At 55.3% G+C, this 19,912-nt stretch carries 14 protein-coding genes and 1 tRNA gene; 12 read left to right on the top strand and 3 right to left on the bottom strand.

The genetic code is table 11. The features are described from left to right. Positions 1–54 precede the first annotated feature (54 nt). From BUA44_RS07360 to ruvB, 6 genes are all read left to right on the top strand, one after another. Complete coding sequence (locus BUA44_RS07360) at positions 55–1,395, top strand: histidine-type phosphatase (RefSeq protein WP_083579527.1); 1,341 nt, start codon at positions 55–57, stop codon at positions 1,393–1,395. Between the two features lie 41 nt (positions 1,396–1,436). Next, positions 1,437–2,102 (top strand): hypothetical protein, encoded by a 666-nt coding sequence (locus tag BUA44_RS07355; RefSeq protein ID WP_143151902.1) that lies wholly within the window; start codon positions 1,437–1,439, stop codon positions 2,100–2,102. Positions 2,103–2,111: 9 nt separating this feature from the next. Beyond that, a complete protein-coding gene (locus BUA44_RS07350) occupies positions 2,112–3,011 on the top strand; it encodes a hypothetical protein (RefSeq protein WP_072810309.1) in 900 nt (299 codons plus the stop codon). A gap of 9 nt (positions 3,012–3,020) precedes the next feature. Then, a complete protein-coding gene (locus BUA44_RS07345; RefSeq protein WP_072810307.1) occupies positions 3,021–3,473 on the top strand; it encodes a hypothetical protein in 453 nt (150 codons plus the stop codon). A gap of 164 nt (positions 3,474–3,637) precedes the next feature. After that, positions 3,638–4,246 (top strand): Holliday junction branch migration protein RuvA, encoded by a 609-nt coding sequence (gene ruvA, locus BUA44_RS07340; RefSeq protein ID WP_072810305.1) that lies wholly within the window; start codon positions 3,638–3,640, stop codon positions 4,244–4,246. An 80-nt stretch (positions 4,247–4,326) separates the two neighbouring features. Beyond that, positions 4,327–5,367 (top strand): Holliday junction branch migration DNA helicase RuvB, encoded by a 1,041-nt coding sequence (ruvB, locus tag BUA44_RS07335; RefSeq protein ID WP_072810303.1) that lies wholly within the window; start codon positions 4,327–4,329, stop codon positions 5,365–5,367. 74 nt (positions 5,368–5,441) lie between these two features. Here the strand turns inward: ruvB and BUA44_RS07330 are convergent, their stop codons facing one another. Further along, complete coding sequence (locus tag BUA44_RS07330) at positions 5,442–7,034, bottom strand: BamA/TamA family outer membrane protein (RefSeq protein WP_083579526.1); 1,593 nt, start codon at positions 7,032–7,034, stop codon at positions 5,442–5,444. A gap of 28 nt (positions 7,035–7,062) precedes the next feature. On the opposite strand from BUA44_RS07330, the gene BUA44_RS07325 reads away from it, so the two are divergent. The 6 genes from BUA44_RS07325 to BUA44_RS07300 all read left to right on the top strand — a co-directional run bounded on the left by BUA44_RS07325 (position 7,063) and on the right by BUA44_RS07300 (position 15,460). After that, complete coding sequence (locus BUA44_RS07325; RefSeq protein ID WP_072810301.1) at positions 7,063–9,480, top strand: MMPL family transporter; 2,418 nt, start codon at positions 7,063–7,065, stop codon at positions 9,478–9,480. Then, positions 9,477–10,676: a pyridoxal phosphate-dependent aminotransferase gene (locus BUA44_RS07320; RefSeq protein ID WP_072810299.1), complete on the top strand. Its 1,200-nt coding sequence runs from the start codon at positions 9,477–9,479 to the stop codon at positions 10,674–10,676. The genes BUA44_RS07325 and BUA44_RS07320 overlap by 4 nt, the downstream gene beginning before the upstream one ends. Positions 10,677–10,700: 24 nt before the next feature. Further along, entirely contained in the window at positions 10,701–12,776 is a 2,076-nt protein-coding gene (locus tag BUA44_RS07315; RefSeq protein ID WP_072810297.1) for an ATP-binding cassette domain-containing protein, read from the top strand. Beyond that, positions 12,773–14,275, top strand: a complete 1,503-nt coding sequence (locus BUA44_RS07310; RefSeq protein WP_072810295.1) for a serine/threonine-protein kinase — start codon at positions 12,773–12,775, stop codon at positions 14,273–14,275. The genes BUA44_RS07315 and BUA44_RS07310 overlap by 4 nt, the downstream gene beginning before the upstream one ends. Positions 14,276–14,389: 114 nt before the next feature. Then, the gene (locus BUA44_RS07305; RefSeq protein WP_072810292.1) at positions 14,390–14,824 is read left to right on the top strand and encodes a YraN family protein; all 435 of its coding nucleotides are present in this window, start codon (positions 14,390–14,392) and stop codon (positions 14,822–14,824) included. A 42-nt stretch (positions 14,825–14,866) separates the two neighbouring features. Beyond that, positions 14,867–15,460, top strand: a complete 594-nt coding sequence (locus BUA44_RS07300) for an L-threonylcarbamoyladenylate synthase (RefSeq protein ID WP_072810289.1) — start codon at positions 14,867–14,869, stop codon at positions 15,458–15,460. Between the two features lie 250 nt (positions 15,461–15,710). Here BUA44_RS07300 and BUA44_RS07295 read toward each other — a convergent pair. Both BUA44_RS07295 and BUA44_RS07290 read right to left on the bottom strand, forming a co-directional pair. After that, positions 15,711–15,784, bottom strand: a tRNA-Pro gene (locus tag BUA44_RS07295). Between the two features lie 92 nt (positions 15,785–15,876). Then, the gene (locus tag BUA44_RS07290; protein ID WP_083579524.1) at positions 15,877–19,731 is read right to left on the bottom strand and encodes an FISUMP domain-containing protein; all 3,855 of its coding nucleotides are present in this window, start codon (positions 19,729–19,731) and stop codon (positions 15,877–15,879) included. Positions 19,732–19,912 lie beyond the last annotated feature (181 nt).

Genomic DNA, 19,912 nt, shown 5'->3' with positions numbered 1-19,912 from the left:
GAAACTTCACATTCCTCATTTCACATTCCACACCAATAACAGGTGGTTAGCAGTATGAAAAAAATTCTCGCGCTGTTGCTCACAATGGCGATTTCAGGAATCGCCCAGGACCGTTACCAGATGGGTAGCAACTACTACGCCTACCCCACCCCGAATGCCAAGTACACCAAGGCACCCGCAGGCTACAAGCCTTTCTACCTGAGCCATTACGGCAGGCACGGCAGCCGCTTCCACCAGCCGGCCGACCACTATCACGCGCTGTACAATACGCTCGCAAAAGCCGATTCCGCAGGCAAGCTCACCGACCTCGGCAAGAGCCTGCTAGAACGCGCAAAATACCTGGACGAATACGCCGCCCCGCGCGCAGGCGATTTGACCCAGCTCGGCGTAGCGCAGCATCAGGGAATCGCGAAGCGCATGGTGAAGAACTTCCCCGAACTGTTCAAGAACAACGCCTACATCGAAGCCTATGCCAGCACCTCGACCCGCTGCGTCGTGAGCATGGCGGCATTCCTCGAGGAACTGCGCGCGCAGAAGCCCAAGCTCGACATTCACCAGGAATCGGGCAAGTACCTGATGGCATTTATAAGCCCGCTCGACTTCGGGAAAATCATCGGCGAATCCAACACGCCCGCATGGCAAAAAGAAAACGAGAAGCTCTACAGCCACGTGAACCCCGCGCGCATGATGAATGCGATTTTCAACGATTCGACTTACGTGCAAAAGAATATCGACGCGGGCGACCTCTTCAGCAAGATTTATGAAATCGGCAACAGCCTGCAGGGCAGCCCCGAAATCGAATTCAGCTTCGACGACCTGTGGACAGACGAGGATCTCGCCGCCCGCTGGCACGCGCAGAACGCCTGGTGGTACAGCGTGCTGGGCAACAACCCCTTCGGTAAAAAGGAAGGCCTCGAGAACGCACGCCCGCTGCTGAAGAACTTCCTCGACGTTGCAGACAAGGTAATTACCGCCGACACGACAGCGCCCGCAAAAAAGACCGCAGCAAAGCCCGCGAAAAAGACTACGGCCACACTCCGCTTCGGCCACGACACCGTCATCTTCCCGTTCGCCGTACTGCTGCAATTGGAGAACGGCACGCAGAACACCGGCATTGAGACCGCCGACATGGAAAACCTGCACAAGGTCTGGCGCGACTACGAAATCAGCCCGATGGCAGCAAACGTGCAATTCGTCTTCTACAAGTCCAGCAAGAAGGGCGCCCCCATCCTCGTGAAGGTGATGCTCAACGAAACCGAGCAGAAACTGCCCGTAACCTGCGACACGGCGGCCCTTCGACAAAACTCAGGGACCGTGCAGAACTGCCCCGACGCCCCCTACTACCGCTGGGAAGATTTCCGCGATTTTTATAGTAAAATCGCAACAAACCAATAAAAAAACAACTCCCCCGCAAATAATTTGTATATATTATGGGCATGGAGAAAATGCTCATGAAGTTCCGTCCATTGCCTTTAATCGCGGTAGCGCTGTACGCGGTCGCATTCCTGTTTACGGGTTGCGCAAACCCGACGCACTCCTACCTTCCGACAGATATTCCCGAAAGGTCCAAGGGCGAATACGTCAAGTACGAAGGCGTCAAGATGCAGCCCCAGGGAACGCGCATTTCTTTCGAATCCAAGATGGGCGACAGCCTGACTATGTTCCAGACCACCGGGTTCTGCTACGACCCCCAGAACGACTACCTCGTGTTCCCGACATCCCGCTCAGGCGAGGGATACTACATGATCATCCCCACGGACAGCGTCACGCTCTGCAAGAACGGGGAAGTTTGGAACAACTCCTACTTCTCGAGAAACCACCTGCTACGCGGAATAGTCATTGGAGGCATTCTCGGAGGCGGAATCGGAGCCTTCGCGGGATTCCCGATGGCGGCAATATTTTCCTTAATGGGCGACGGTTCGAATTTTGGACTCCTTTGGGGGATCTTTGCAGGATCGGTCGCCACAATCGGGGCAGCGACAGGAGCGATTGTCGACCCGGCAATCCACCAAAGTTTCGTCGACGACATCAAATTTGGCTGTCCCTCTTACTATACCGAAGAGGAACTGCAGGAATACCTCAACAAGAACCTGTGTTACTAGGAGAATATCATGAAGCACTACATTCTAGGCATTCTCCTTCTAGCGGCATCGCTCGCCTTCGCACAGGATGCTTCGACTGATTCGGCAAGTTCATCAACCGGCTCAGCAACCGTAAAAGAACCTGTCGAGCAAGCCGCGCCTGAAGAACCCGCAGAACAAACTGCACCCGAACGCACGCCGGAAGGCTACCGCATTATCCGCATCGGCGTCCAGGAAACAAAGGTATTCAAGGACAGCGTCGTCAAGGTCCAAAAGGAAAAGGAACTTGAAAACCGCGAACCAGTTCCCTTAAAGTTTTCCGTCGGCCTAATGTCATCTATCGGCTTTAGCGGTGTTTTCGGTCAACGCGACCTGCATTACTACGCGACAGACTCCCTTAGTGGCATGTTCTTCGGATTTCAATTCACGCTCGGGGCAACAGCGCTGATTCCGATAAACCAGTACAACTTCGCCATAAGGACCGGAGTCCTCCTTGATTACGCAGACATGCCGACCCAAACAGACGTATTGGACCGCATCATGATAGACCGCACTAAAAATGGAGGAGTTGAATATAAAGAGGAGTCTGACGGGAACCTTACACGGGCGCTTCTGTCGTTCCCGGTACTGCTCGCAATGAAAACAATGAAAAGCCCCGTAATGTTCGATATCGGGGCCCGCTTCTCGATTCCCCTCATCGAAGAAATCGAGGAAAGAAGCACCAAAGACGACCTGATTGACAATGGCGTTCGCTCGCCGCTTGACATCGCCCTGCTTGTCGGGGGCGAAATCATCGTGAGCCCCAGGTTCCTGGTATTCGCATTTTTCGATGTCCAGATGAACGAGCCCTATAAGGAAGGCTTTTTCGTGGGCATTAAAGACATAGACAACTTCGGGTTGCGCCTCGGGCTCATCTACAACCTGTTATAAACCCGCCCCATGTCGCGCTTACTGTGTCTAGCATTAGCCCTGCTCCTGGCCTCGTGCGCCTCGCTCGAAGAAACGAGACGGCATGCGGAACTGGACACCGTGGAGACAAAGGCTACTCCGGCCCCGGAATTTCGCGGCGCAGGCACGTATGTCGAAAACGGTTCCGTTGTCCTGGAAGGCCACGTAACTTACCGCAACGAACTTAACGCGGAAAAGGCAAGAGAGAAAAAGCAGGAAGACTACAAACTTGTCTACGATCTCGGGAACACGCCCGTCGAAGGCGCTTTCAGCGTGCTGTTCAAGGGCGAAGGGCCCTTTGTCAAGATAACGGCCGGCGCAGATTATTTCCCGTTCGTGGGACAAGTGGCCGCTAGTGACAACGCAGCGCTTTTCGCTGGGCTACAACATTACTCCGAGTTATTCCCTCCGACTAGGCGGGATTCACGTGGCAGGCGACTTTGACGGCACCTACTGGGCGCTATCCGCCGACTTTACCTACAGGTTCTTCCTCCCGAAAAAGAAAAAGTAATCAGGCCGTCAAAAAAGACTTGACAGGACCCCTGATTTAGTATATATTTGTGCAGTAGCACAAAAGTGCATATACAAAAGTTCTATCCGGAGGCTTCATGATCGAGCGCATTCGCGGTATTCTGGCAGAGAAATCCCCCACCTTCGTGGTCGTGGACGTGAACGGCGTCGGGTACGGCGTGAACATTTCCGCATACACGGCTGGCAAGCTGCCCGAGGAGGGTTCCGAGGTCACGCTTTACACGAACCTCGTCGTGCGCGAGGATTCCATGACGCTGTTCGGCTTTGCCGACAAGACAGAGAAGAATATCTTCCTGATGCTGCTCGATGTGAACGGCGTGGGTCCCAAGATGGCCCAGCGCATATTGAGCGGGGTTACACCCGCAGACCTCCTGAACATGATTGCGAGCGACAACAAGGCCGCCCTATCGAAAATCAAGGGACTCGGCAAGAAGACCTGCGAGCAGATGACGCTCAGCCTCAAGGAAAAGGCGGGAGCGCTATTGCAGGCGCTCGGCGACGTGGAAGGTTCGGGCATCACCGGCATGGGAGCCCTCACCGGCGCGAAGATGGAGGCGGTACTCGCCCTGCACACGCTCGGCGTGAAGGGCCCCGCAGCAGAGAAGGCGGTCGTGAAGGCAGCGGAAATACTTGGAGATTCCGCAGACGCGGCGGCACTTATCCCCGAGGCATTAAAGTATCTTTAAAGCAATGAGCCCGATAGATTCTATCGCTACGCTCCAGAATGACAAGCAGGAATCTACGCTCCAGGATGACAGGTCATAGAATGGAAGACAACCGCATCATTTCACCGCAAAAGAGCGCATTTGACGAGAGCGACACCGACCGCAACCTTCGGCCGCCCAGCCTTGCAGAATTTACCGGCCAGGACGATATCAAGGAGAGCCTCTCCATCGCCATCGAGGCGGCCAAGCACCGCGGCGACGCGCTGGACCATTGCCTTTTTGCAGGGCCGCCGGGCCTCGGCAAGACAACCCTCGCGGGCATCATCGCAAAAGAGATGGGCGTGAACATCCACATCACCAGCGGGCCCGTACTCGAGAAGGCAAGCGACCTCGCGGGCCTGCTCACGAGCCTGCAAGAGAACGACGTGCTGTTCATCGACGAGATTCACCGCCTGAACCGCACCGTAGAGGAATACCTCTACCCCGCCATGGAAGACTTCCGGCTTGATATCATGCTGGATTCTGGACCTGCCGCCCGGAGCGTAAACCTGCCGCTCAAGCACTTTACCCTCGTGGGCGCCACGACGCGAAGCGGCCAGCTTACCGGGCCGCTCCGCGACCGCTTCGGCCTGCAATACAGGCTTGAACTTTACAACGAGAAGGACATCGTCAAGATCCTGATGAGGAGTGCGGGTATTCTCGGGGTGGAACTTTCCGAAGACGCGGCCAAATTGCTGGGCGGGCGGTGTCGCGGCACGCCCCGCATCGCAAACCGCGTGCTCCGCCGGTGCCGCGACGTGGCGCAGGTGCGTGGCACGGGAATCATCGACGTGCAAGCGGCAAGCAAGACGCTCGACATGCTCGGAATCGACAGCGAAGGGCTAGACCCGACGGACCGCCGCATTCTCACGACGATGATAGACATGTTCGACGGCGGGCCCGTAGGTATCGGCACCATCAGTGCGGCCATGGGCGAAGAACCGAACACCATCGAGGAGGTTTACGAGCCCTACCTTATCCAGAAGGGGCTTTTAAACCGCACTCCCCGCGGGCGAGTCGCCACACGCAACGCCTACATGATGTTGCACAAGACAATCCCCGCGAACAAGGAAATTGAGGGCGACCAGCTGAACCTGTTCTAGGCAAGCGAGTTCCGCAAACACATAAACTCGCGCGGACCTGCTCAAACGTTGCAGGTTCGTGATGCGCGGGCTTTCTAGCGGAATTCCGGCGCGATGGTAAGCACGAGGTTCACGCCGTGCAGGCCGTGGAACCCGAGCTGAACGCGGAACCAGTACATGTCTGGCCTGCGCACGCGCACACCGAATCCCCACGAGTTGTAGAACCGCTTGAACGACCAGTCCGTAAACCCGGGCGCATGCATCATGTATTCATCGAAAAGCACGCCATCCACGTAATAGTCTATAGGCCAGCGGTATTCGGCGCTCAGGCTCATCACGTGCCTTGCCGCCCACGAATCCTTGTACCCGCGCATGGGGAACCGCGTGCCGATAAACGGGAACGCATCAAAGCTCGCCGAACCCTGTTCCATTTCCCAGATATCGACCAGCCTGTACTGCAACGCAATCACGCGCCTTTCGAACAAGGTTTCGCGCACGTTCTCGGGCCGCCACATGCGTAGCGCCGCATCCCAGTTGAAATCCGTATAGAACCGCCTGTTCAGCCGTGCCTCCTTCTTCGAGAAATGGAAGGTTTCCGCCTTGCCGAAGTAGAAGTAATGTTGCAGCATGAGGTCGGTACGGATGTAGTCGTGGTTCAAGCCCTTGTCGCTCACATCCGCAAAACGGTTATGCCCAATCATTTTTGCGACATCGTCGTTCGAAAGCCCGTCGTAGTCGCTCACGAACACGTACCTTACCCCAAGTTCCATACGGGACCCGCGGCTCGGCGTAAACGGGAAATCCAGGTTGTCGTACAGGAGCGTCATCTTCAGTGGGTATTGCCTGAACTTCTGGTACAGCCCGCGCCCGGAGATATCAAACTTCGGGTCCACGAGAATGCTGTCCTGCGCCTTCTCGGGCAGGCTCCTGTCAATAAACTCGACACTTCCCGAGAATTCCAGGCTCCAGCGTCCATCTTCGGTCAACGGAAAGCCCGTGCGCAAGTCGATGTATGTCGAAGAATCCGGCATCACGAACGATTCCTTGGTGCCGGGAATAATGAAAACGCCATCGCGGTCCAGGTACTGCCTCATGCGCAATCCGCCGAACAGGCGCGTACCGAAGAGTTCGTGTTTCGTATAACGTAAATCGCCGTAGAAGTCGCCATTCGCAAAATACTGCGGGGAGACAACCAGGTAGTCCTTGTTCAGGAAAACGCTCCTGTGACGGTACGTGAAGCCGAGCATCGTGGAGTTGCCCGGTTTCAAGTTCATTATGGGGTACAGGAGCACGTTTTTCTTTTCGCCGAAAGTAATCATGTCCACCGCTGTTTCGATAACGCCGTTATCGAAGGCGTAGCGGATGGGGGCCGCAATCGGGTAGACGACGCCGTTCAGCACGGGCTGGACAATGTGCTCGAAGGGCCAGTAAAAAATGCGCTTCCACCCGCCAGAAGACTGTTCCTCCTGAGCGGCCTGCGAAGTATCTGCAGCAGTCGAATCAACCTGCGCGGAATCGGCAGGAGCGGCAACGGCCGCCGAATCAACCTGCGCGGAATCGCCCGGAGCGGGAGCGTCCTCGGCATGCACTACACAGGGCAACAGGAGCAACGCGAACAGGGCCCGGAGAAGGCAAACCTTCCCAAGGCGCTTATGCATCGTCGTGTTCACTCCCATGCGATTCATCATAAAGCAATTTATAATTATATTGTACACGATGTTTTCGCTTATCAGCAAAATAGTCAAAAGACTGACTCGATTTCCGATAGCCATCCTGGTTATCGGCACAATTTTCGCCATTCTGTCAGTCCCGCCCATCATGAACCTGCGCTGGGATATCCAGCTACAGGACACACTTTCGTACAACGGGGAAGAAAACAGCGACTACAAGAAAATCGAGAAGGACTTCGGCGGGCTCGGTAGCCTTACCGTAGTCCTGCATTCAAGCGACAGCCTGCTCAACTACAATACGGCAAAGGCACTTGCGGACAAGCTCCAGAACGACTCCCTCGTTCACTTCGTGGAATTCGAGACCGAAACGGACTTTTACACCAGGAACAGCCTGCTCTACATAGACGAGAGCGACCTGGATACGATTATCGCCCGCGTGGCCAAACTGAAGAAGCAGGCCATAGAAGAGAACAACCCGTTTATCGTGGAACTCACAAGCGAGGATTCATCCGGAACAATCGTAAGCGATACGGGCCGCACCTCGGAAAACTTCGGCGACCTGCAGAAGAAGTACTTCGACATGATGGCGCAGAGCCATTCCAGCGCCGACGGCACAATCCGCGTCGTGGACATCTACCCCACGCAATCGCACACCGACCTCAAGGCGAGCCGCGCCTTGCTTGCACTCACGCAAGACCACCTGGCCGAAATCAACGCAGGGAACGACATCCAGGTGTACTACACGGGCAAGGTCTACGACACCATCCGCAAGGGAAAAACGCTCCTGCCCGAAGCAAAGCTCGCAGGCAAGCTGACCGCCCTCCTGATTCTTCTCCTGTACGTCATCAACTTCTACAGGCAGCCGCAACTCATCGTCATCTCGTCCATCGCGACGGCACTCCCGATTCTCTACACGCTCGCGCTCGCGGGCTGCATCTACGGCCGCATAAACCTGTTCACGCTGCTCCTCGCCCTCGTGCTCCCCGGCCAGGCATGCCAAGTCGTGAGCCACGTACTCAAGCGCTACTTTATCGAGCGGGCGCGCAACCTGAGCCCGCAGCTCTGCATCGAGAGTGCGGTACTTGGCATCGGGCCTTCGACCGGAGCGTTCACCTGTATCATGGCGGCGCTGTTTGCCTGCATGTTCTTCGTGCCGCTCCCGGGCCTGCAGGAACTTGCCGTACTCGGTTCACTCGGCACTCTGCTCAACTGGTTCGTCACCATCCTAGTCACGTCTTCGCTCCTCCTGGTTTTCCAGAAGCACAAGCCCTTCGCCGTGAGCAACTTCCGTTTCAGTCGCGAATACCAAATCCAGTTGCTCCCGCAAAAACTGAACGTCGTGCTCATCGCAATCATCTCGGTCATAAGCCTCATCTGCCTTATCTATGGCGGCAAGAACCTCAAGTTCTTCTACGACTTCGACAAGACCGAAATCCAGAAGCCGCCTTCTGCAGCAGACTCGCTCATCGCGCAGACGGGGTTCCCCGAATATGACCCCATCATCATCCAGGTGCCGGACGAGGCATCGGGCAAGGAACTCTACCGCAACTTCACGAAACTCAAGGAGCGCGGAGGAATCCCGAACATCAAGAAGATGTACACGCTCGCACAGTTCTCGCCGCACATGAGCGAGAGCCGGGCCGCAAAGCTCGATTCCCTGCAGGCGATGCTCACGCCGAACGTCATCTCGCAACTGGATTCGGGCCAGCTCCGCACATTCACACTCATCCGCGAATCGCTCTACCGCAGGAACCTAGACGCGCACGACCAGCCCAAGAATATCCTGAGCAAGTTCAGCGACAAGAACGGGAACAACGGCGTGTTCGCATTTCTGTTCCACAACATAGACCCCGACGACGGCCTGCAGTGCAGGCACCTGAACAGCGACATCAAGAAGTTGCAGGGCATACAGGACGGCGAATACAGGGTAACGGGCATTCCCGTCATACGCGCGACCGTGCTCGACGTTATCCTCAAGAACCTCGACAAGACCATTACCGTCGGGAGTTTCCTCGTGTGGTTCTTCCTGCTCCTTTACTACAACCGCTTTAGCCGTGCGATATTCACGATTCTCCCATCGCTGTTCGCGATGAGCTGGCTGCTCATACTGATGCGCATCCTGGACATAGAACTTTCCGTGTACAGTTCGCTTGCATTCCCCATCATCATCGGGGCAAGCGTCGACGGCTCATTGCAGTTATGGACCGCATTCTACAACAAGCAAGAAGGCACCGCGCTCACCGTGATGCAGAAAAAATTCTCGGGCATCGCGATTAGCCAGATGGCATCGCTTATCGCCTGCTACGTGCTGCTGATTTCATCGCACCCCGGGCTACGGAGCATAGGCCAGGTCATGCTTGTCGGGCTCATCTGCATATTCACCGCACAGTTTACCATATTCCCGCTTATCGCGGGTTCACTCGACCACTACCGCATCTGGAAAAAGAAACGAGAATCAAGATGACACGCGCTCTTTCTACCCGCACCGAAAACATTGCCGCATCGCTTACAGTCGCCATAGATACCCTAGCAAAACAGATGATTGCCGAAGGCAAGGACGTCGTGAGTCTCGGGGCGGGCGAACCCGACTTCCCTACCCCCAAGCCCATACGCGACGCCGCCTGCAACGCGATAAACGAGGGCAAGACCCGCTACACGGCCCCCGTGGGGATTCTCGAAGTCCGCAAAGCCGTTTGCGATAAACTAAAACGCGACAACGGACTCGATTACGCACCCGAACAAATTATCATGACGAGCGGGGCGAAACACGCCGTATTCAACGCACTTGCCGCCCTCATCAATCCCGGCGACGAAGTGATTATACCCGCGCCCTACTGGGTGACCTACCCCGAACTGGTAAAGTGGCTTGGAGGCCGCCCGGTGTTCGTGCAGGCAGGCATCGAGAACGATTTCAAGATTACCGCAGCGCAACTCGAGGCTGCCGTTACCGAAAGGACAAAGGCCATCCTCATCAACAACCCGTGCAACCCCACCGGGAGCGTCTATACGCGCGATGAACTCGCAGCCCTCGCGAAGGTGATTGTCGAGAAGGATATCTACTGCATCTCGGACGAGGTTTACGAATACTTTGTCTACAACGGCGCGTTCACAAGCATTGCCTGTTTTGAAGGCATGCCGGAACGTTCCATAGTCATAAACGGTTTCTCGAAATCGCACTGCATGACGGGATGGAGAATCGGTTACGATGCAGCCCCCGCACCCATCGCGAAAATCATCGGGAAAATCCAGGGCCAGGCGACGCACCACCCGAGCAACATCGCGCAGTACGCCGCCCTCGGGGCACTCCAGATGGGCATGGGCGAAGTAGAAAAGATGCAGGCAGCATTCCGCAAGCGCCGCGACTTCATGGTATCGCAGGCCTCGCGCATTCTCGGCACGCCTGTCGCAGCACCTGCGGGTGCGTTCTACCTGTTCGCGCCCGTCGCAAAGTACTACGGCAAAAAGACTCCCGCGGGCACAACCGTCAGCGGGTCCATAGACTTCTGCAAGTACCTGCTCGAAACTCAGGGGCTAGCCATCGTGCCAGGCGCCGCCTTCGGCGACGACACATGCGTGCGCTTCTCGTACGCCGCAAGTGACGAGACGCTCGCGAAGGCATGCGAACGCTTCGAGAAGGGGATTCTGGGCCTGCACGAATAAATCCGGCACAAGAAGGTTACGCGAATGTTCCGTATCATCACACCCGATAAGGCAAAGCCGTTTACCATCGGACGCAAGGAAGGCAGCGACCTGCTCTTCACGGAACGTTTCGTATCCCGCGAACACGCCATCATAGAATTTAGCGAAGATGCGGGCGGCAGCGCCTGGCACATCCGGAGCCTCACCAAGAACAGCTTTACCCTCGTGAACGACGTGCAGGTAGAAGAAACCACCCTGCGCGACGGCGACGTTATCGGGATTGGCGTAAAGCAGTTGCACGTGAACCTCAAGGGCAAAGAACTCACCCTGCTCCTCTTTGACGCGAACGACGAGGTGGAGCGCGTGACGCTGGGAGATGCGCCCGAGACGCGGAAGGTGGGCGACGAGGAATCCCCCCGCGAAATTACCGTCAGCAAGAAGGGCGACGGCGCCGAAATCGCATTCCGGCAGGGAGCCGTCGACGAGAACGGGAAAACGCACCGCAAGCTCGTGCTCGCCCCGGGCGAAACCACGCGATACGACCAGACCGAAATCACCGCGAAGGACGGCGAAATCCTGCTCCGCAAGGCATCTGCGGGTTTCGACATCCACGTGCGCGACCTGGACGTTTTCGCGGGCAAAAAGCAGCTCCTCTCGGGCATAGACTTCGACCTCCCCGCGGGCGAAATTCTCGCCATCATCGGGCGTTCTGGCCAGGGAAAATCGAGCCTCCTCAAACTATTCGAGGGCAGTTACCGCAAGGGGGAACGCAGCAGCGTGCTTATCGGCGGTGTAGATTACCGGCACCGGGAAGTCCGCAAGCACATCGCCATCCTGGCACAGGACCCTCCCCTCCGTCAGGACCTTACCGTAGAGGAAACGCTCCTTCACGGGGCGCGCATCTCGATGGACCGGCGGGAATACGCGGCAACCTCAAGCGCAAAGCTCGAAAAATTCTGCGAACTCTTCGGGCTTTCTGCCCGCAGGCAGAACCGCATCAAGACCCTCAGCGGCGGTGAACTCCGGCGCACCGCCCTCGCGGCTGAACTCATGGGTAACCCCGGGCTCATCATCCTCGACGAACCGCTCTCGGGCCTGGACCCGTTCAACTCACGCATACTCTGTTCCCACCTCAAGCAGCTCGCCTTCCTCGGGCACACGATAATCCTCACCACGCACAGTTACGAGGCGCTGCACATCGCGAACAAGGTACTCGTGCTGCACGCGGGCGAGCAGAGTTTCTACGGTACGCCGCAGGCCGCCTACCAGTTCTTCAAGACGAACGACCCCGAAAGCATCCTCTCGGGCCTGAACCAGGATTCTTCCTCCATCTGGAAAAAATCGGGCTCCGTGAGCCGCGATACGGTAGAGAGCCATTACGGGCACATCTATTTCACAAGGCAAAAGGCGAAGGCATCGCTCGCCTACGGCATGGCACTCACGCTCCGGCAGTGGTTCCGCGACAAGGGTAAAACGGCGGCACTGCTGTTACAGCCGTTCATTATCGGGTTCCTCTTCTCGCAGATTTTCTCGAAGACATCCTCCCTCTGGACGGTATCCTTCGCCATCATCCTCTGCGCGAACTGGTTTGCGCTATCGCTTTCCATACGCGAAATCGTGCAGGAGAAGGGCATACTCCGGGGCGAATTCCGCAAGGGCGCGAAGGTTCTCCCCTATCTTGCGGGCAAACTCGCGCTCCCGACCGTAGCCGCGTTCCTGCAGACCGCCATCGTTTACGCGTTTGTCGCCTACCGCATTCCCGTGCACCCCTCGCCCGCCCTGCTCGCGGTAGCGTTCGCCTGCACCGTCGCACCCGCAGTCGCCATGGGCATCCTCGTAAGTTCGCTCTCCCGGAATTCCGGGCAGGCAAACGCGTTCCTCCCGCTGCTCATTATCCCGCAGGTGGCGCTCGCCGGCGCGCTCGTGCCCTTCGACCAGATGCAGCAGGTAGGCAAGTGGCTTTCGACCGTCGTGTGGTCGCGCTACAACCAGAGCACGTTCCTGAACCTGCTGCTGGAACGCCCCGATGACGTTTGGAACAAACTTTCGGCGCTTATACTCGCCCTCATATTTTGTATTATTACCGCATTCATTCTACTTAGATCGAAAAAAGCAAAATGACCGAACATGCTGCACAGAATTTTCCGCGCCCCTTTAACGAGAACTACGACCTCATCGGCACTCTCGGCAAGGGCGGGATGGGACTTGTTTACAAGGCACTCGACAAGAAGCTAAAACGCGAAGTCGCATTCAAGATTCTAGACGCATCCGCCGACGAAGAGGCCATCCAGAGGTTCTACCTGGAAGCCCAGGCCATGAAGGAACTCGACCACCAGAACATCGTACATGTGTTCGACTTCGGTAAGCAGGACAACCAGCTGTTCATCGCGATGACCTACGTTCAGGGGTTCTCGCTTTCCGACGTTCTGCAGCGCCAGAGCAAGCTCCCCTTCGATGCCATCGAGGTCATTATCCGCCAGATTGCCCGTGGCCTCCTCTACGCCCACAGCAAAGGGATTGTCCACCGCGACGTGAAGCCCTCGAACATCATGCTCACCCGCGACAACCGCGTGTACGTGATGGATTTCGGCATCTCGTACATCCAGGAAATGGAAAAGGACAGGCTCACCAAAACGGGCATGACCATGGGAACGCCCGAATACATGAGCCCCGAGCAGTGCCACGGCGACGAGGTGACGCTCCAGTCCGACATTTACAGCATGGGTGTTATCTTGTACGAAATGACCTGCGGTCGCCTCCCCTTCCAGGGAAACCGCCCCGTAGAAATCGCGCTCAAGCACGTGCAGGAACCTCCCCCGGACCCCAAGCAGTTCCGCCCCGACATGCCCAAGGGCCTTTCGGAACTTATCCTCAAGTGCCTCAAGAAAAAACTGAACGAGCGATTCCACGACATGCAGGAATTCCTCGACGAGTGCGACCAGGTGTTCCCGCCCAAGGACGCGCACAACAACACGAGATTCGGCAAAAAACAGTCGCTGCTCAGGCACCCGACCTCCATCGCCGAGGCCGCCACGCGCATACCCGCGAGCGTGCGCGTTATCCGCAGGCGACTCACCGCACTCGCCATCTCGCTGTTCCCGCTGCTGATTCTTTTGATGGTGCTCCTGATGCTCACGTACAAGCCCGAAAGCACGCTCCGCGAAATCGAGTGGGACGACGCCCTCGGCAACTTCGAGCAGTCGGCCATCGAGGCAGACATCTCAGGCGGCTACCCCATCGACAACCTCGTGGATGGCGACCTCAAGACGGCATGGCTCACCGCGATGCCCGCAAAGCCGCAGAACCCGGTGCTCACGCTCTTCTTCGAGAAGAAAACGCTCATCACGCACATCGGATTTGCCGTCGGCTACCAGAAATCCGTCGACGACCCGTTCGGCGACCGCTTCCGCATTTTCAAGAAGCCCAAGTCGCTCACCCTCGAAACAAAGGAAGGATTCAAGCAGAAGATTAAGCTCGAGAACGTGAAGGGAATGCAGTACCCGGTGCTCCAGGCCATGGAAACCAGCGAAATCAAGATATACCTCGACGAAGTGTACGAGGCCGACAACAAGGATTTCGCAATTTCCGAGGTGAGGATGCTCGGCATGGAACTGCCCTAGTCACGAATTGACATAGCCCGCAGGGGCGACCTTATTAGAACATGCGATACGCTCGCGTGTTCTTTTTTTTAAGAGAGGAAAAACATGATAAAAAGAGAAAAACACAATTTGCAAATGATTCGCAAATTTAAAAACAAGCAAAACGGAGGCAATAAGGCCACGAACCGTCCGAAGGGGAACTTCGTAGAGACGCAGGCCGCCGCATACTTAAGCCGCGAAGGCTACCAGGTAATCGCTCGCAACTACGCCTACTGCGGCGGCGAGCTCGACATCGTGGCAAAGCAGGGCGAAACAATCGTGTTCGTGGAGGTAAAGTCGGTGTGGAACGCGGGCGAAGGCAACCCCGCCGCACGCGTGAATGCGCAGAAGCAGAAAAAAGTCTGGAAGACGGCGTGTCACTTTCTGCACACGCACAGGGATGCCGCCCCCAAGGGGTTCGATCAGCCGTGCCGTTTCGACGTGCTCAGCGCCCGCATGTACATAAAGCCCGTGCAGTTTGAACACTTCAAGGGCGCATTCGAGGGCACGCAAGTGATTCCGCAGTGTTGATTCCCACTAGCCGATTTCGCGATCCTTTTTTATATTATCGTCATGCGTTTTGAAGTACATCCCGTAAACCCGCAGGCGAGAATCGTGAAACTCGCCGCAGCCGCCCTCGAAGACGACGCGCTGGTACTCTACCCCACCGAATCCGGCTATGCCATCGGCTGCAATGCAGAATCCCCGAAGGCAATCCACAAGCTTTACGCCCTCAAGAAGCCCATGAAGAAGTTCTTCATGGCGCTCATCGTACCCGACATACGCAGCGCGACCGAATATGCCCGCATCGACAACTTCGCGTTCAACATCATGAAGCCACGCGTGCCAGGGCCCTACACCTTCATTCTGCCCGCCGACCCGCACATCGCCCGCAGGCTCGACGTGAAGCGCCCCGAAATCGGCATTCGCATGCCCACGCACCCGTTTTTCAAGGAACTCTTCCAGCATTTCGACAAGCCCATCCTCAGCACGGCGGCGAAACTCAGCGAAGAGGACATTTTCGATACCGACGTAATCTGGAAGACCTTCGAGCATTCCGTAGAGATGATGGTCGACTGCGGCCCCATCGAGATTAACCCGACGAACATAATAAGCCTCATCGGCGGGAACGTCGAGGTAATCCGCGGCGAATTGTTGGACCCGTAAAGTCGCGTTATTTTTCGTTCCCTTTATACGCAAAAGGCCTCCCATAGGGAGGCGTTTTGCGTATCGGGGTAGCCAGATTGCAAAATGTCGCTTTGCTCCATTTTGCCCTACGGGCTTATGCTAGCGCATAAGCTCAAAAACACCTTTACTTTCGCTTCGCTCAACGGTGTTTTTGTCAAACTGACTCCATCATTTCGATTTGGCGATACCCAAGATACACAAAGGTCCCCATAAAGGGGACCTTTGTGTATCGGGGTAGCCAGATTCGAACTGACGACATTCTGCTCCCAAAGCAGACGCTCTACCAGGCTGAGCTACACCCCGATAGCCCAAATATAGTAAAAACTATAGAAAAAGGCGGGTGGCATAAGTTTTTCGTTTGACTATCCCGAGAGCATCAGCACCCGGAATTGCGGCTAGTCCTGGACACAGCGAACGGAAAAGTCGAAACCCGAGAATACGGCGTCCTCATATACATTGTTTTCATTATAAGAGAATTCTACATAGAACATATTATTTTCATAGTCTTTCGTAGAAGTCCAAAATTTCGCTTTAGTACCGATGCCGCCATAAGCAGGTCCGCTGCTAGTCAAATTTCTATCGCCAGCCGGCTTTACCGAGAAAGGATAAGTACCACTGCCATTCCCGCTGCTACTCCCGTTGTTATTCCATCCACTCGCAGATTTGAGTAAATAACCAGCGTAATCTTCACCTCCAACCGCATCAAACAAGATTCTCCATTCAGCCCTTGTCGGCAAATGCCAACCAGCAGGGCAAACTCTTACCGCCGTCGACCACTCATAAAGTCGACCATATGTATTACAATAACTCGCAATGTCGTTATAGCAATAAGAACCACTGGTTGAATAGTTTAAATTCTCAGTCATCCATTGTTGAGTTCCAATCACAACCGTTTTGTACTCTTTTCCATAGGCTTTCATGACTGATTCTTCCTTGTCTACAACGCGCTCCCAACCATAACCAGACCAACACCTACGGAATAGTCCGTTCAATTTGTAAATTTGATCATCAATAAAGCTCACGCAAGCTCGGTTATAGCTTATCTCGTCACTATTTGCCGGCCTGAAATTATTTGCGCTCTGGCACGCATACAACTTATCCTTATTTACGCGTCCAGCCATAATGGTGCCATCACCATACGTACCGCTCTCATTGCAAGACGAGCGCGATTCATACGTATCATTGAAAAGATCAGGGGCAGGGACCCACTTGCGTAGGGTATCCGGAGTCGACTGAGCAGTACATACATAATACAGGTTATTGTATTTGTAGGTCTTCAAGGTATCGTTGTTTGTCGTACATGCTCTATAGCCAGCTTTCTTAAAGATGCTATCCAAGGCAGTTCCATGTCTCCATGTAAGGTTTTGGCGAACGTAAGTCAAATTCGCATTTACCTTTCCATTCTTGACATCACCCGTTGAATAGCTATAAGCACCCCAGCCCACGGTATCCTTTTCAATGTCTTTCGCCTTTCGCCAGTTATATGTAACCACAAATCCATCGATACTCGTAGAGAATTCGTTAACGCATTTGTACCAGTCATCAGCAGTACCGCCATTGCTCTGCTTGACATTGTTCTTTTGAGCCTGCGTACAAGCCTCGAGACCGGAGTTCTCCAAATCAGTCGCAGGTCTCCATCCATAAGAATCCATCACATAATGCAGGTTCGTATTCACCGCACCTGCGGAATATGTACCTACCGCTGCCGTAGCCGAAAGCGGATATGCGTCCATTTCGTAGTACGACGCATCAACCCACGCATTATTCCTATAAGCATAGTAATGCGAATGGTCTATGTTACCTTTTCTCACAGAATCAGCCCTTGAAGTCGGGGCGGACCAACCATAAATATCAGCCTCTTCAGCCGTTGAAGCGCGCCAGGCATTTGCAATTTCAACACCATTTTCTACAGTTTTTTCTGTAGAGCACGTGTAATAATACTTGTTGTCCCGAACCCTGATTGTACCTTCCTTTACAGCGATGCAACCTTCGTCAAGAATCAGGTCAAGGTTCGTACCACGACGCCACTCGCCATTTTCAAAGACGTAGACGCGACTCTTATCCATGTCACCCTGCTTTACCGCACCTTCCTGGTCAGGATTCTCGGTAAAGTAGTTGTCGGCCTCCTCGGCGGTAGAGTTTCGCCAGGTTTTACTGACAATCGCACCATCGGATAGGATTTTCGCCTCATCCGTACAGGTGTAGTACTGGCCAGCGGATGTCTTGACTACTTCGCCCTTGATGTCGTCAAGGCAGACCTTGTGCAACAGGTAATCGTTCTCGGTACCGCGACGCCACACGCCGTCATCGAAAACAAAGAAACGTCCCTTGTTGATGTGGCCCTGCTTGATGGAATCTGCCGCGGTTTCGGGGATTCTGAACTGAGCCGTATCGGCCTCTGCTTCCTTGGCGAGCCTCCAAGACGTGGGAATTACATAGTCACCGATTTTGCTGCCGTCCGTCGCACAGATGTACCACGTGGTATCGGTCGCATCGGCCGTAAACGTGGTGGTGTTCTTGATTTCGTTTACACAGGCTTCGAACTTTGCATCGAGTTCGGTGCCGCGGCGCCAAGCGCCATTTTCCGTCACGTACACGAAGTTCGTGTTGATCTTGCCGTTTGCAGCAGAGCCTTCGTCCGCATCACCTGCAAGTGCCGCAACATCCTTCTCGAGGTCAGCCGCATATCGCCATGCGGGAGTTTCGCCGGAGGCGTCGCAAATCAAACGCACCAGGCTGCTGTCGCCGTCGGTGTACACGGAATCGTTCGCGGCGTAGTAGGCGGACTTTGCATTCTTTGTGGCGAACAGCGCACCTTCGTTATCCCCGGTACAGGCGGGCACGCCGAGTTCCTGCATCCAGAAGTTCGTCACGTGCTGTTCGAACGCGGGAGCCTTGCTGTCGGCAAGTTTCCAGCCTTCCACGTTCGCACGGATAGTGGCTAGACGGCCATCAAGGTCAGCCTTCATCGCCCAGTCGGCAACCTGTGCACGGCGCAGGGAATCGTCCCACTTACCGTTGTCGCCCAGGTCAACGCTCAGTGCGGCCAAAAGGGCAGTGAGCTCGGACTCGTTGCGGTCACCCTGGAGCATCGCGGAAATAGCAAGCAGTTCGCCGTTGCCTTCGCCTTCCTTGAGGATGTTGAAGTCTTCCGCGTACCCCTTGAAACCGTCGCCATCGATGCCGAAAGTCCTAAAGAGTTCCCTTTCCGCTGCACGCTTTGCGGCAGGCACAGACATGTTTTCCTTGGTCACGAGGCGCTGCACGCGGTCGTATTCCAGGTGGGTCACCAGGTTGATGTTCGCTGTACGGCGGCCATCCAGGTTCGTGAGGGCACGGAGCTTGATTGTAGCCGCACTGTTCTTGCCCGTAACCTCGTTGCGGTAAAAACCGTCGGCAACAAGGTAGGTGTAGGTGCTCCTGAGCTTGACTGTCCTGATGTTGAAGGAACCGTCCTTGTTCTCGATCTTGCCGCCGAACGTCTTGCCAGTCTGCTTGAGGGACTTGCCGTTTTCCAATTCATAAGCAGTGACATCCGTGCCAGAAACAAACGGACCCTTCTGGCTCACGCCACCAAGTTGCACCTCGCCTTCAGGCACGGTGCAAGCGACGTCGGTGGTGTCGCATTCTTCGGGTACGTCCACATAGCCCGTGAGGTCCATCGTAAATGTTTCCGAACCGCAGGCAATGGTCGCGGTCAATGCAGTGGATTCCTTTATGATACAGCCGGTACCGTTGGCGCCGTCCTTGCCGTTCGTACCGTCGGTTCCGTTCGTGCCAGGTGCGCCGTCGTCGCCCTTGTCGCCCTTTGCACCAGGTTCGCCGTCTTTGCCAGCTTCGCCCGGGTCGCCCTTCGCGCCGTCCTTACCGTCCGAACCATCCTTGCCGTCAGCACCATCTTTGCCGTTCTTCACCATGCCGATGGATTCCCCGTTACAGAAAATCTCGAAACCCGTGCCGTCGCTGAGGCTCGTAGAGGAACAAACGTTGTCGCCCACGTTCACCGTATTGGCGCTCAGAGTCTGCCATTCCTTGCCATCGCAACCCAGGAACTCGTGGGTTTCCGTGACGTAAGCCGTCTGGCCAGCAATATCCTTGGTGCACTCGGGCAAGTCCTTGCTCGATTCCACCGCACCCATGTTGGTGTATATCTGTTCGGTAACTTCGTCACCACAGGCAGAAAGCCCGAAGGCAATGGACCCTATCGCCGCCAAGCGGCTCCAGGGTGACAGGCAATTTAAACACTTCATAGGACGGCTCCTTTTTATATAAGGAAAATGTAATAAATGCACAACTTTTCGCTACTGATTAAAATCGATAAATCAGTGATTTAATCGATTAATCACTAGGTATTCCTTCCTGAGCATGCCGTTTTTCGTTCAAAAAAGGCTTTTTTGTTTTGGCATGAATCTTGCAACTATATAGGCATGG

The sequence above is a fragment of the Fibrobacter sp. UWR3 genome, from assembly GCF_900143055.1.
Classification (GTDB): Bacteria; Fibrobacterota; Fibrobacteria; order Fibrobacterales; family Fibrobacteraceae; genus Fibrobacter.
Note: the sequence above shows the minus strand (reverse complement) of the source record. Positions and strands in the feature narration are given on the sequence as shown.